A 13,135-nucleotide genomic window follows, 5' to 3' on the forward strand; every position below is an offset into this window, starting at 1 on the left:
GTGGACGGCGCCCCTCGATCGTACCGACCCGCAGGTCAGTCGTTGGCCTCCTTGGCCTTCTCGGCCAGGGTGTCGACGTGCTGGTCGACCGAGTCGGGCGCGACGGACTTGATCTTCTCCGCGACGTCGTCGATGCGGTCGTCGGTGAGGAACTCCTTCGCCTTGCCGAGAAGGTCGTCGAGGCCTCCCTGGCCCTTCGGTGTCTGCTCGCTCATGTCGGCTCCCTCGAGGGTGGTCGGTGCGCGCGTCCCGCGCGAGGCGCCGGGCCGTTCCCGCGCCCGTCCGGAACGCTACCCGCGCCCTCGGCGCCCCGCGACGGGAGCCGCGACGTCGGGCGCCCGTGCCGCCACGTGCCGCCGCAGCGCACGGCCTGTCACAATCGTCGCCATGGACGACGACGTGGCACCCGGCGAGCGGACGGCGCGGGTCTTCCGCCGCCGGCTCAACGAGCTCTTCGCACGCGGGCGCGGCGGGCGGCCCGTGACCAACCGCGAGGCCGCCCAGTGGATGACCGAGCGCGGGTACTCGATCAACGAGGCCTACCTCAGCGCGCTGCGCGGCGGGCACCGCTCCTCACCCAGCCTGCGCGTCGTCGAGGGCATCGCCGCGTTCTTCCACGTGAGCACGGGCAGCCTCGTCGACCCCGAGGAGGACCCCGACGACCGGCTCCGGGCGGCGCTCGCCGACGAGGGCGTCGAGCAGTTCGCGCTGCGCGCCCAGGGCCTGTCGCCCGAGAACGTCCGGGCGATCATCGAGATCGTCGACCGCGTGCGGCGCCTGGAGCACCTCCCTCCCGTCACCCCGGCCGTCCCGGACGACGATCGTGGATGACCTGCTGCGCACCGCGGGCCTGGACCGCGCCCGCAGCATCGAGGAGGCGTGCCGCCTGGTCGCCGCGGTGCGCGGTCGGCCCCTCGAGGTCGTCGAGGGCGACCTCGGACCCGGCGTGACCGGACTCTGGCTCGCCTTCCCCGAGCGTGACCTCGTCCTCGTCGACGCCCGCCAGACCCTGGCGGGGGCGCACCGCGACCACGTCGTCGCGCACGAGCTCGTCCACGTCCTCGACGCGGCCGCCACGGCGGGCGCCCCACGCGTCGGCGCGTGCCGCGACGGGTACGAGGACCCCGACGAGCTGCGCGTCGAGCGCCTCGCGAGCGAGCTCATGATCTCGATCGCGTCCCACGGCAGCTCGGCGACCCGGCTCACGTCCCTGGAGCTCTACCGGTGAACCACGCTCTCGGCCTCCTCGCCGTGGTGCTCTTCGCCATCGCGGCCGTGTGGACCGGCGTGCGCGCCCGCACCCGCGACGACGCGGCCCTCCCCCTCGGGCTGGGCTTCGTCGCGGTCGCGAACGCGCTGCGCGTGCCCGTCGTGGCCGACCTCCTCAAGGAGCACGCCCCCGCCGGGACCCACGAGGTCGCCAAGCACGTCGCGCTCGTCACCGGCTGCCTCTTCGTCGGCGTGTGGGCGTACAGCACCACCACGGGCCGGGCACCGCGCACCCGGCACGTGGCGCTCGCGGCCTCGGGCGTCGGGGCCGCCATGGTGGTGCTCGCCGCGGTGAGCGGTCCCTGGACGACCCACGACCTCGACGCGCAGGTCCACGACCGCCCTGTGATGTGGGGCTACTGGGCGCTCTACTACGGGACGTTCCTGACGGCGACCGCGACCTTCGCCGTCTCCTGCCTGCGCACCCGCTCGCGACGGCCGCTCCGGCTGCGCTGGGGCATGGACGTGGCCGGGGCGGGCGCCGTCGTCGCCGTCGCGTGGGCCGTCGTGAGCTTCGTGGCGATGGTGCAGCACGAGCCGGGCAGCACCGAGCCGTACCTGGTCCGCGGCCTGCGGACCCGGTACCTCGTGCTCGTCGCGACGGTCCTGCTCACCGTCGGCATCGTGGGCCAGCTCGCGTCGTCCGCCGCCTTCGCGCGCGAGCGCCGCCGCGACCTCGGGCACCTCCACACATTCCTCCGGGCGGTCGTGGGCGACGGCGGCCTGCGCGGGTCGAGCGCCGCCGTGGACGAGTACCACCGGACCATCGAGATCTTCGACGGCCTCACCACGCTCGCCCTCCACTCGCGCCGCGACGACGTGGACCACGTGCGGATCGCCGTCCCGGGGAGCCCGCGCGAGGTGATCCTCGCCTACCAGCTCCAGGTCGCCGCGATCCGCAAGGCCCGGGGCGACGCGCCGAGCCTCGATCCTGACGACTGGTCCGCCCTCCTCGCGGACGACGACGCGCTGCGTCGGCTGGGGCGCGCGCTGCGCGACCGGACGAACCGGGAGGGGACGACCCGCGTCCTCGTGGGCGTCTGAGACGGGCCGCCGTGGCTCGACGCCAAGCTCCCCCTGCGCGCTTGGCCCCGCGCCGAGCCTCGGCCGGCGGGGCTCAACCTACAGACAGACGACCTACGGCGCAACATGCCTCTCAGTTGAAATCTCAACGTTCCCGGCGCCGTGCGACCCGTCGGTCACGGCTCCCGGGAGCGGGCCGGTGAGGTAGCCCTGGATCGTCGGACCGACCGCCCCGACCACGGTCTCCGCGGGAGCCCCCGCGAGCGGCTCGACCCGGAGCACGTACCGCGCGACGACGAGCCCGGCGAGCTGGCTCGCCATGAGCGCGCCCCGCCACGCAGCCCGGCGGGGATCGGGCTCCACCCGCGCGACGGTCGGTCGGACGACCCTGGCGACCATGAACTCGCGGAGCATCCGCGCCGCCCGCTCGGAGCTCGTGGCAGAGCGCAGCAGCGCGAGGGCGACCCTGCCGCGCGGCGAGTCCCACGCGCGCAGCAGCGTGCGGACGACGTGCTCGCCCAGTCGCGCCACGTCGTCGGGCGCACCGTCGAGCAGGAGCTCCTGCGGGTCGAAGGGCACGTCCACCGCCGCCTGGAAGAGCCGTTCCTTCGACCCGAACCAGTGGTGCACCATCGCCGCGTCGACGCCCGCCCGGCCCGCGATGTCGCGGACCGTCGCGCGGTCGTAGCCGTGCTCCGCGAACGCGTCCCGCGCGGCCGACAGGATGTCGGAGCGCGTGTCCGAGCGGCCCGGGCGTCGTCCCCGCCGCCCGCTCACGCCGCACCGGCCGGGGTCGCGGACGCGCGGTCCACGAGCACCATGGTCTCCTCGAGCGTCGCAGGGACGACGTCGCACGTCGCGGTGACGCCCGCCGCGGCGAGCGCGTCCCGGACGGTCGCGGGCGGCGTCCCCGCCACACGCGCCGCGCGGCCGTCGAGCATCACGGGCAGGCCCGCGGCGTCGAGCGCCGCGAACGCCGCCTGCCAGTCGCGGGACCGCACGACGACCGCCTCGCGGCCGCCCACGACGTCGGCGACCGTGCCCGACGCCACGGAGCGGCCGCGCGACAGGACGTGCAGGCGGTCGCACTGCTCGGCCTCCTGGAGGTAGTGCGTCGTTACGAGGACGCCGACGCCCGCGTCGGCCTGCCCGTGGATCGCGTCCCACGCCCGCGCCCGCGCGAGCGGGTCGACGCCGGACGTCGGCTCGTCGAGGACGAGCAGACGCGGCGCGTGCAGCAGGGCGCAGTGGAACGCGAGCTGGCGCCGACGCCCCAGCCCGATCTCCGCGACGGGCCGACGGCGGACGGCCGCGAGCGCCGGCGGGAGCGCGGGCACGTCCCGCACCCCGTACACCGCCGCCACGAACTCGACGTTCTCCTCGACGCTCAGGTCGCCGGAGAGCCCGAGGCCCTGCGGGACGTAGCCGACCGACCGGCGGCCCGCGCGGTCCGGTGGTGCGCCGAGGACGTCGACCCGCCCGCCGTCGAGCCGGTCGAGGCCGAGGATCATGCGCAGGAGCGTCGTCTTGCCCGCGCCGTTCGCGCCGAGCAGGCCCACCACCTCGCCGGGCTGCACGACGAGCGAGACTCCGCCGACGGCCACGACGTCCCCGAACCGCCGCTCGGCGCCCTCGACCCGCACGAGGGGCGCGTCCTGCGAGGCCGCGCCTCCCGTCGGTCGGCCCGCGCGGGGTGTCGCCGGGCTCACCCCGTCGCCGTCGGCGTCGTCGGTGCCGTGCGTGCCGTGCGTGCCACTACCGAGCGTGAGGGCCACGACGGCGTCCTCCAGGTCGACGTCCACGGTGCCCGCGGAGGGCGTCGGCGCGCCGTCGGGCCACCAGGTGTGGAACGTCGGGCCGCGGCGCCACGTCCGCCCGTCCTCGCCCGCGGGCGGGACGGTCGCGACCGTGATCCGCCCGGGCGCGGCGGCGCGCACGTCGTCGGGCGTCCCCGCGGCGAGGACCGTGCCCGCGTCGAGCACGACGACGTCGGCGGCCCGCTCGGCCTCGTCGAGGTAGGTCGTCGTGACGAGGACCGCCGCGCCGGACGCCGCCGACTCCGCGACGAGCCGCCACAGCTCGACGCGGCTCACGGGGTCCACCCCGGTGCTCGGCTCGTCGAGGAGCAGGACGTCGGGCTCGTGCAGCATCGCGAGGCACACGCCGAGCTTCTGCCGCATCCCCCCGGAGAGCTGCGACCCGAGGCGGTCGCGCGCCTCGGCGAGCCCCGCCCGCTCGAGCAGCTCGTCCGCACGCCGTTCTCTGCGTGCGGCAGGCATGCGGTACGCGTCGCCGACGAGCTCGACGTTCTCCGCGACGGTCAGCGCCGGCCAGACGCCGCTCGACGACGGCTGGTAGCCGACCCGGTCGCGGGTCGGGGCGTCCACGACGCCGCCGGCGACCGGTACCTGCCCGAGCAGCGCGCGCGCGAGCGTCGTCTTGCCCGCGCCGTCGCCGCCCACGACCGAGGTGACCTGCCCGCGCGGGAGGTCGAGGTCCACGCCCGCGAGGGCGCGCACCACGTGCCCGTGCCCGGTGCGGAAGACGACGTCGAGACCACGCACGCCCCAGGTCACCGGACCGCTCCGCTCGGCGCGGGCGTCACGGCCTCGGGCGCGGCGGGGCGGTGCCGGCGACGCTCCCGCGCGGGCGAGAGCTCGCGCGAGAGCCGCAGGACGGCCAGCCCGAACACGACCACGGCCATCACGGCGAGCACCACGAGCGGCAGCCAGAGCGCGGACCACGACGCCCCGCGGACCATGACGCCCTGGGAGACCTCGGTGAACCACGTCAGGGGCAGGAGGTACCCGATCCAGCGCACCCCGGCCGCCATGGCGTCGAGCGGGAAGATCATGCCCGAGAGCAGGACCTGCGGGAGCATCGTCATGAGCGCGACCTGCACCGCCTGCCCGGTGGTCTGCGACACGGTCGAGATGAGCGCGCCGATGCCGAGGACGACGAAGAGGAACAGGGCCGCGCCCACGACGAACGGTCCGACGGGGCCCGCGAACGGCACGTCGAAGATCCACATACCGAGCAGCGTCACGGCGACCATGTCCAGGCACGCCAGCAGGAAGTAGGGCGTGATCTTCCCGAGGATCACCGCCGCCGGGCCGAGCGGCATCACCGCGAGCTGCTCGAACGTCCCCGCCTCGCGCTCCTTGACGAGCCCGATCGACGTGATGATCGTGCCGATGAACGTGAGGATGAGACCGATCAGCGCCGGCACCATCACCCACGAGGTGTCGAGGTCCGGGTTGAAGAGGACCTCCGAGTCCACCGCGTCCCCGAGGGAGGCGACGAGCACCTTCGCCGACTGGGCGGCGAAGAGGTTGGACCCGTCGATGTAGACGGTCGGCTCGTCCTGCCCCGGCGTCGGCGCGACGACCGCGACGTCGCTGCGGTCGTCGCGCAGCGCCGCGCGGGCGTCGGCGTCCGTGCCCGCGGGGTCCACGCTCACGACGTCGAGCGCGTCCGCGGCGGCAGGGTTCGCCTCGATCGCGTCGACCGCCTGCTCGGCGCCCGGCCCGACGGCGGTGACGGTCAGCGTCTCGACCGTGAAGTTCGCCGCGAACCCGAACACGACGAGCAGCAGCAGCGGCATCCCGACGAGCATCGCGACGGTGCGCCGGTCCCGGCGCAGCTCACGGAACTCCTTGACGACCATCGCGCGCACGACGACCTCCTGGGCTCGCCGCGCGACGTCGCGCGGCACGAATTCATCCTCTGTTGAAAGAGACGCTAAGTCGCTCACCCCGACGGGTCAAGGGCGCCGTCGTCAGCCGAGGAAGACCTGCGCGCAGACGACGCCTCCGGCGCCCTCCGAGGTGTCCGCGACGCACACGACCCCCACGGACGTCAGCGCGGGGTCCAGGAGATTCGCGCGGTGTCCGTGGGACGCCATCCACGCGTCGACGACGGCCTCCGGTGCGGCGGCGGCGCGACTGAGGTTCTCCGCCGCCGTGCCGCCGGCCGGTCGGCACGCGGTGACGACGTCGTCGAGCGGCGCATGCTCGAGCGGGGCTCCCACGAGCGCCGTGGCACGGGAGAGCGCCGCCTCGGTCGCGCAGTCGCTCTGCTCCAGCCGGGGCAGCCCTTCCGCGTCGCGGACCACCTGCGTCTCGGCGAGCAACCTGTCGGCGTACTCCGCGGGCCCGAGGGGCTGCGCGGTCGACGAGGGGTCGTCCGGGGTCGGATCGCCGCCGTCACCGCCCGGTGCGCACGCCGCGAGGAGCACGCCTCCTAGCGCCGCCGCCGTCATCACGAGCCCCGTCGCTCCGGGCCCGCTCGGTCCGTGCCTGCGTCGGTCCGTGCCTGCGGAGCGCCGCTCACCGTCGGCCGAGCGCACGGTACGTCCATCCCGCGTCACGCCACGCGGCCGCGTCGAGCGCGTTCCGGCCGTCGACGACGCGCGGCGCCGCCACGAGGCCGGAGAGCTTGCCCGGCTCCAGCTCCCGGTACTCCTGCCACTCCGTGAGCACCAGCACGGCGTCCACGCCGTCCACCGCCTCCTCGACCGTCTCGGCGAAGCCCAGGAACGGGGACTTGGCGCGCGCGTTCGCCAGCGCGCGCGGGTCGGTGACGACGACGCGCGCGCTCCGACGGTGCAGGCGCTCCGCGACGTCGAGCGCGGGCGAGTCGCGGACGTCGTCGCTGTCCGGCTTGAACGCCGCGCCCAGCACCGCGATCCGCGCCCCCGCCAGCGGGCGACCGTCGAGGACGCCGACCGTGAGGTCGACCATGCGCTCCCGCCGGCGCAGGTTGATCGAGTCGACCTCCCGCAGGAAGCTCACGGCGGGGTCGGCGTGCAGCTCCTCGGCGCGTGCCATGAACGCACGGATGTCCTTCGGGAGGCACCCGCCGCCGAACCCGAGACCGGCGTTGAGGAACCGCCGTCCGATCCGCTCGTCGAGCCCGATCGCGTCGGCGAGGAGCGTCACGTCTCCCCCGGCGACCTCGCACAGCTCCGCCATCGCGTTGATGAACGAGATCTTCGTCGCGAGGAAGGAGTTCGCCGCGACCTTGACCAGCTCGGCCGTCGCCCGGTCGACCACGAGCCGGGGTGTGCCGTCGCCGAGAGCCGCGACGTAGACCGCGTCGAGCACGTCGACGGCGCGAGCGCCCGCCGCGTCGTCGGGCACGCCGTAGACGAGCCGGTCCGGCCGCAGCGTGTCCTGGACGGCGAACCCCTCGCGCAGGAACTCGGGGTTCCAGACGAGCGTCGCGGTGGGGCGGACGGCGGCGAGCTCGTCCGCGAGCCGCGCGGCCGTGCCCACGGGGACGGTCGACTTGCCCACCACGACCGCGTCCGCGCCGAGGTGCGGCACGAGCGCCCGGAACGCCGCGTCGACGGACGACAGGTCGGCGGCGTACGAGTCGGCGCGCTGCGGCGTCCCCACGCACACGAAGTGGACCGCGGCGTCGGCCGCCGCGGCGGTGTCGGTCGTGAACACGAGCCGTCCGGAGGCGGTCGCCTCCGCGAGCAGCCCGTCGAGTCCCGGCTCGTAGAACGGCGCGTGCCCCTCGCGCAGCGCGCCGACCTTCCGTGCGTCGACGTCCACCCCGACCACGTCGTGGCCCAGCGTCGCCATGCACGCCGCGTGCACCGCTCCCAGATAGCCGCAGCCGATCACCGAGATCCTCATGTGCTCCCCCTGCTCGAACGCCGGTCGTCACCCCGTCGGCGCGGTCGTGGCCGACCGCTGCGGGGCACCGACCGACCGCTGTCCTACTTCTTGCGCGGCACCACGACGTCGTCGAACGACCGGGCGGGGCCGGACGGCACGGCGGCCGGGAACCCCCGGTCCGCGACCGGAGGCGGCGGCGGCGGAGGGCCCTCGCTCCCCGGCGTCCCGGCACCTCCCGGCGCGGGCGCGGGCGTGGCCCGACGGGCGTGCTGGTGCGCCCGCCCCTTGCGGTCGGCGAGACGTCCCGACCGGGTGGGCGGGCCGGTCTCCGCCACGTACTCGTAGTACCCGTACTCGTGCGCGCCCGGGCCCTTCAGGGGTACCCGGTTCACGACCACCCCGAGCAGCCGCACGCCGACCGTGCCGAGCGCCGAGAGGGCGGTCTCGAGCTGGTTGCGGTGCACGGTCCCCGCCCCGACGACGAGGATGGCGCCCCCCACGGCCCTCGCGAGGATCGCCGCATCGGTGACCGGGAGCAGCGGAGGGGTGTCGATCACGATCGCGTCGTAGTCCGCCCGGAGCCGGTCGAGCAGGTCGGCCATCGGGGCGGCGCCGAGCAGCTCGCTCGGGTTCGGCGGCACCTGCCCCGCCGCGACCACGTCGAGGTTGCCGTTGCCCCACGGCTGCACCGCGTCCTCGACCCCGACCTTGCCGATGAGGACCGTGGTGAGCCCGACCGAGCCCTCGATCCCCATGTACCGCGCGACGGAGGGCCGGCGGAGGTCCGCGTCGACGAGGACCACGCGCTGGCCCGCGTCCGCGAGGGTGATCGCCAGGTTGATGCTCGTCGTCGTCTTGCCCTCGCCCGGCAGGGCCGACGTCATGACGTACGTGCGGGCGGCCGGTCCGAGCTCGAGGAACTGCAGGTTGGTGCGCAGCCGGCGGAACGACTCGGCCCTGATCGCCTTGGGCGACTCCTGGACGATGAGCGGGTGCTGCGGGGCGTCCTCCTCGTACCCGATGACGCCCAGCACGGGCGCGTCCGTCACGTCCTCGACGTCGGCCGTCGACCGGAGGCGCGTGTCCAGGAGCTCGCGCACGACCGCTACCGCGACCCCGAGCGCGAGGCCGACGACCAGCCCCAGCGCCAGGTTCAGCCGGAGGTTCGGCGACGCGGCGGAGGACGGCACCGACGCCGCGCGGACGGTGCTGATCTGCACCGGAGAGTCCCCGCCTCCCGTCGGGGTCTCGAGCTCCCCCACGACCGACGCGAGCGACCGGGCCGTCGCGTTCGCGATCTCGGCCGCGAGCTGCGGCGACTCGTCCGTCGCGGTGACGTTGATGAGCGCCGTGTCGAGCGGGGAGTCGGCGCGGACGCGCTGCGCGAGCGAGGCGGCGTCGTCCGCGAGGCCCAGCTCCTCGACCACCGGGTCCAGGACCCGCGGGCTCGTCACGAGCTCGATGTACGACTTGACCTGGCGCACGGTGAAGTTCGACCCCTGCAGCAGGTCCGTGGTGGAGTCGGAGCCCTGCACCGACACGTACACCTGGGACCGCGCGGAGTAGGTCGGAGTCGTCAGCAGCGAGTACGCGCCCGCGAGCGCCAGCCCGAGCCCCGCCGCGACCGCGATCGTGACCCACCGCTTGCGCAGCAGGACCAGATAGTCCCTCAGCTCCATCGTCGTCCCCCTCACCGGCGCGCTCCCCCTGAGCGCCGACCCGCGACCGCCTCAATCTCGCACAGGCCACCGCACGTCGCGACCCTGGGCGCCACCGCACGTCCCGCGCTCATCCGCGGACCTGCCCGGCCTGCTCGCGGTACCACGCCACCGTGCGCTCGAGACCTTCGCGCAGCCCGGTCCGCGCCTCCCAGCCGCTCGCGCGCAGCCTGGACACGTCGAGCAGCTTCTGCGGCGTGCCGTCGGGCCTCGAGGTGTCCCAGCGCGTCGCGCCGTCGTACCCGACGACGTCGGCGACCGCCTCGGCAATCTCGCGGATCGTGACGTCCTGCCCCGTGCCCACGTTGACGTGCACCGGTCCGTCGTAGTGCTCGAGCAGGTGCAGGCACGCGTCGGCCATGTCGTCGCTGTGCAGGAGCTCACGTCGGGGCGACCCCGTCCCCCAGTTCGTCACCTCCCGGGCGCCGGTCCGTACCGCCTCGTCGTAGCGCCGGATCAGCGCGGGCAGCACGTGCGACCCGGTCGGCGAGAAGTTGTCGCCGGGCCCGTAGAGGTTCGTCGGCATGGCCGAGATCCACGGCAGCCCGTACTGACGGCGGACCGCCTGGACGTGCAGGATCCCGGTGATCTTCGCGATCGCGTAGGCGTCGTTGGTCGGCTCGAGGGGCCCGGTCAGCAACGCGTCCTCGGCGATCGGCTGCGGCGCGAGCCGCGGGTAGATGCACGACGAGCCCAGGAACAGCAGTCGCTCGACCTCGACCGTCCGCGCCGCGTCGAGGACGTTCACCTGGATGCGCACGTTCTCGCTGAGGAAGTCGACGGGGTACGCGGCGTTCGCCATGATCCCGCCGACCTTCGCCGCCGCGAGGACGACGTAGCGCGGACGGTGCGCGCGGAAGAAGTCGTGCACGGCGTCGCGGTCCGTGAGGTCGAGCTCGGCGGAGGTCCGCCCGACGAGACGGGTGAAGCCCGCCCGCTCCAGGCGGCGCCAGATCGCCGAGCCGACCAGACCGCGGTGGCCGGCGACGTAGAACACGGCGTCCCGGTCGAGCGGGGCCGGCTCGTGGCGGACGAGGTCGCGCTCGTCGGGCGACGTCACGCGGCCTCCCACGTGGCGAGCGCGACCCGGTCGATCCACGGCGACCCGGCGTGGCCGAGTGCTTCGACGTCCGCGTCCACCATGATGCGCGCGAGCTCGCGACCACCGACGGTCGGCTTCCAGCCGAGGTCGGCGTGCGCCTTGCTCGGGTCGCCGACGAGCGCGTCCACCTCGCTCGGGCGCAGGTAGCGCTCGTCGAACCGCACGTGGTCCTGCCACCGCAGCCCCGCGTGCGTGAACGCCTCCTCCAGGAAGTCGCGCACCGTGAGCCCGGTCCCCGTGGCGAGCACGTAGTCGTCCGGCCGGTCGGCCTGGAGCATGCGCCACATGCCCTCGACGTACTCGGCGGCGTACCCCCAGTCGCGGACCGCGTCGAGGTTGCCCAGGTACAGGTGCTCCTGCCGGCCCGCCCGGATCGCCGCGACGGCCCGCGTGATCTTGCGCGTCACGAAGGTCTCGCCGCGGCGCGGGGACTCGTGGTTGAAGAGGATCCCGTTGACCGCGAACATGTCGTACGCCTCGCGGTAGTTCTTCGTGATCCAGTACGCGTAGAGCTTGGCGGCCGCGTACGGCGACCGCGGGTGGAACGGTGTGGTCTCGTCCTGCGGCGGGGGCGTCGCCCCGTACAGCTCCGACGACGACGCCTGGTAGTACCGCGTGTCCACGCCCGCGAGGCGCACCGCCTCGAGCAGGCGGATCGCTCCCGTCCCCGTCGTGTCCGCCGTGTGCTCGGGCTCGTCGAACGAGACGCGCACGTGCGACTGCGCCGCGAGGTTGTACACCTCGTCCGGGCAGATCTGCGTGATGAGCGTCACGAGGCGTGCGCCGTCGGAGAGGTCGGCGTAGTGCAGGAACAGGCGCGCGTCCTCCTCGTGCGGGTCCTGGTAGAGGTGGTCGATGCGCGCCGTGTTGAACGTCGAGGCGCGGCGGATCAGCCCGTGGACCTCGTAGCCCTTGCGGAGCAGCAGCTCCGCGAGGTACGAGCCGTCCTGCCCGGTGATCCCCGAGATCAGTGCCTTCTTCATGCTTCCCCCTGTCTGGTGCAGCGCTGCTGCGTTCGGTGGCTACGGGCGCGAGACGTCCGGCGCGCGCGCGACGCCGGCGGTCGGCGGCTCGGTGCGTGCAGGTGACGTCCCGTTCGTGGCGCGGGCGTGCTCCTCGAGGACCGCCGCGAACGCGTCGACGGCAGCACGCTCCGAGAGCGTCTCGTCCCGGTAGCGGCGGCCCGCCGTGCCCAGACGGTCGCGCCACCCTGGGTCGGCCGCGAGCGACTGCGCCGCGTCGAGGAGCGCCTGCGGGTCCTGCGGGTCGACGCGGACACCACCGCCGGACGCGCGCAGCTCGGCCGCCGTCGTCGACCGCTCGGACGTCGCCGCGAGCACGGGCCGGGCCGCGTGGAAGTAGGACGTGAGCTTGCTCGGCACGGACATCTCGGCGAGCCCGGCGAGCTCGTTGACGAGCAGCACGTCGGAGGCCTCGAGCGCGGCACGGAACTCCGCGTCGGGCAGGGAGTCGACGAACTGCAGGCGGCGCACCCCGCTCCCGGCCGCCTCGAGCGCAGCGCGACGGCTCCCGTCCCCCAGGAGCACGAACCGCACCCGCGTGCCCTGCGCGTCGGCCAGGCGTGCCGCCTCCACCACGTTCTCGAGGCCCTGCTTCACCCCCTGGTTGCCGGCGTGCAGCACGATCGTCTCGTCGTCGTGCCACCCATGGGCGGCGCGTACCGCTGCGCGGTCCGGGAGCACCGCGTCGTGGGCGAGGTGCGTCCAGTTCCGCACGACGCGCAGCGCGGCGGCGTCGACCCCGAGCGACTCGCGCAGACGACGCGCGAAGCGCTCGTGGATCGCCACCACCGCGTCGGCCCCGCGCGCGACGAAGCGCTCGACGGCACCGACGACGCGGGCAGCGTGGCCCGAGGCCGCCCCGGTCTCCTCGACCCCGAGCGAGTAGAGATCCTGGGTCCAGAGCACGATGCCCGGTGCACCGGGTCGCGACGTGCCGCGCGCACGCCCGGCGCGGAGCCGGAGCATCGCGACGGCCGCCGCGAAGAGGGAGGGCGAGACGAGCAGCACGACGTCGGGGTCGGGCCAGCGCGTCGTCGCGGACCGCACCCCGAAGCTCAGCTCGGCGAAGAGGCGGCGCGCGGAGGTGGGCGACCGCGGCACGTAGTGGCGCAGGCGGAGCACGTCGACGTCGTCGACCCGCTCCCGGCGCGACCATCCCCGGTAGCCCTCGCGGACACGCCACTCCGGGTAGTGCGGATAGGTCGTGAGGACGCTCACCAGCGCCCCGCGCGCGGCCAGGGCGCGGCTCAGCGCCGACGTATAGGGCGCATTTCCGGTAGGTTCAGGGGCGTAGTTGGCGCCGATCACCAGGATGCGCATTCCCGAGGTGCTCACGCACGTACGATAACGACGTTCGGGCCGATTCGCTGGGGG

At 74.6% G+C, this 13,135-nt stretch carries 13 protein-coding genes; 3 read left to right on the forward strand and 10 right to left on the reverse strand.

Going from position 1 to position 13,135, the window contains the following annotated elements:
• Nucleotides 1-35: 35 nt before the first annotated feature.
• Nucleotides 36-215, reverse strand: a complete 180-nt coding sequence (locus ACFVN3_RS10085; protein ID WP_087471974.1) for a hypothetical protein — start codon at nucleotides 213-215, stop codon at nucleotides 36-38.
• Between the two features lie 172 nt (nucleotides 216-387).
• On the opposite strand from ACFVN3_RS10085, the gene ACFVN3_RS10090 reads away from it, so the two are divergent.
• The 3 genes from ACFVN3_RS10090 to ACFVN3_RS10100 are packed head-to-tail and all read left to right on the forward strand — an operon-like array spanning nucleotide 388 to nucleotide 2,313.
• Entirely contained in the window at nucleotides 388-831 is a 444-nt protein-coding gene (locus ACFVN3_RS10090) for a hypothetical protein (protein ID WP_378232678.1), read from the forward strand.
• Entirely contained in the window at nucleotides 824-1,228 is a 405-nt protein-coding gene (locus tag ACFVN3_RS10095; RefSeq protein ID WP_378232679.1) for a hypothetical protein, read from the forward strand. Before ACFVN3_RS10090 ends, ACFVN3_RS10095 begins: the two co-directional genes overlap by 8 nt.
• Nucleotides 1,225-2,313, forward strand: a complete 1,089-nt coding sequence (locus ACFVN3_RS10100) for a hypothetical protein (protein ID WP_378232680.1) — start codon at nucleotides 1,225-1,227, stop codon at nucleotides 2,311-2,313. Before ACFVN3_RS10095 ends, ACFVN3_RS10100 begins: the two co-directional genes overlap by 4 nt.
• Nucleotides 2,314-2,406: 93 nt before the next feature.
• Here the strand turns inward: ACFVN3_RS10100 and ACFVN3_RS10105 are convergent, their stop codons facing one another.
• From ACFVN3_RS10105 to ACFVN3_RS10145, 9 genes are all read right to left on the reverse strand, one after another.
• On the reverse strand, nucleotides 2,407-3,069 hold the full coding sequence (locus ACFVN3_RS10105) for a TetR family transcriptional regulator (protein WP_378232681.1): 663 nt from the start codon (nucleotides 3,067-3,069) through the stop codon (nucleotides 2,407-2,409).
• Entirely contained in the window at nucleotides 3,066-4,868 is a 1,803-nt protein-coding gene (locus ACFVN3_RS10110) for an ATP-binding cassette domain-containing protein (protein ID WP_378232682.1), read from the reverse strand. The genes ACFVN3_RS10105 and ACFVN3_RS10110 overlap by 4 nt, the downstream gene beginning before the upstream one ends.
• A complete protein-coding gene (locus tag ACFVN3_RS10115; RefSeq protein WP_378232684.1) occupies nucleotides 4,865-6,007 on the reverse strand; it encodes an ABC transporter permease in 1,143 nt (380 codons plus the stop codon). Before ACFVN3_RS10115 ends, ACFVN3_RS10110 begins: the two co-directional genes overlap by 4 nt.
• A 63-nt stretch (nucleotides 6,008-6,070) precedes the next feature.
• Nucleotides 6,071-6,529: a CAP domain-containing protein gene (locus ACFVN3_RS10120; protein ID WP_378232685.1), complete on the reverse strand. Its 459-nt coding sequence runs from the start codon at nucleotides 6,527-6,529 to the stop codon at nucleotides 6,071-6,073.
• Nucleotides 6,530-6,620: 91 nt separating this feature from the next.
• A complete protein-coding gene (locus ACFVN3_RS10125) occupies nucleotides 6,621-7,937 on the reverse strand; it encodes a UDP-glucose dehydrogenase family protein (RefSeq protein WP_378232686.1) in 1,317 nt (438 codons plus the stop codon).
• 83 nt (nucleotides 7,938-8,020) lie between these two features.
• Nucleotides 8,021-9,598 (reverse strand): polysaccharide biosynthesis tyrosine autokinase, encoded by a 1,578-nt coding sequence (locus ACFVN3_RS10130; RefSeq protein ID WP_378232687.1) that lies wholly within the window; start codon nucleotides 9,596-9,598, stop codon nucleotides 8,021-8,023.
• A gap of 109 nt (nucleotides 9,599-9,707) precedes the next feature.
• A complete protein-coding gene (locus tag ACFVN3_RS10135) occupies nucleotides 9,708-10,697 on the reverse strand; it encodes a GDP-L-fucose synthase family protein (protein WP_378232688.1) in 990 nt (329 codons plus the stop codon).
• The gene (gene gmd / locus ACFVN3_RS10140) at nucleotides 10,694-11,722 is read right to left on the reverse strand and encodes a GDP-mannose 4,6-dehydratase (protein ID WP_378232689.1); all 1,029 of its coding nucleotides are present in this window, start codon (nucleotides 11,720-11,722) and stop codon (nucleotides 10,694-10,696) included. The genes ACFVN3_RS10135 and gmd overlap by 4 nt, the downstream gene beginning before the upstream one ends.
• Before the next feature lie 39 nt (nucleotides 11,723-11,761).
• Complete coding sequence (locus tag ACFVN3_RS10145) at nucleotides 11,762-13,096, reverse strand: glycosyltransferase (protein WP_378232690.1); 1,335 nt, start codon at nucleotides 13,094-13,096, stop codon at nucleotides 11,762-11,764.
• Nucleotides 13,097-13,135: the final 39 nt, after the last annotated feature.

Source organism: Cellulosimicrobium sp. NPDC057862, from assembly GCF_042797035.1.
Lineage (GTDB): Bacteria > Actinomycetota > Actinomycetes > Actinomycetales > Cellulomonadaceae > Cellulosimicrobium.

Excerpts from the sequence above, each read along its gene's own strand:
- ACFVN3_RS10085 (WP_087471974.1), bottom strand. The coding sequence starts at position 215 with ATGAGCGAGCAGACACCGAAGGGCCAGGGAGGCCTCGACGACCTTCTC.
- ACFVN3_RS10090 (WP_378232678.1), top strand. The coding sequence starts at position 388 with ATGGACGACGACGTGGCACCCGGCGAGCGGACGGCGCGGGTCTTCCGC.
- ACFVN3_RS10125 (WP_378232686.1), bottom strand. The coding sequence starts at position 7,937 with ATGAGGATCTCGGTGATCGGCTGCGGCTATCTGGGAGCGGTGCACGCG.
- ACFVN3_RS10130 (WP_378232687.1), bottom strand. The coding sequence starts at position 9,598 with ATGGAGCTGAGGGACTATCTGGTCCTGCTGCGCAAGCGGTGGGTCACG.
- gmd (WP_378232689.1), bottom strand. The coding sequence starts at position 11,722 with ATGAAGAAGGCACTGATCTCGGGGATCACCGGGCAGGACGGCTCGTAC.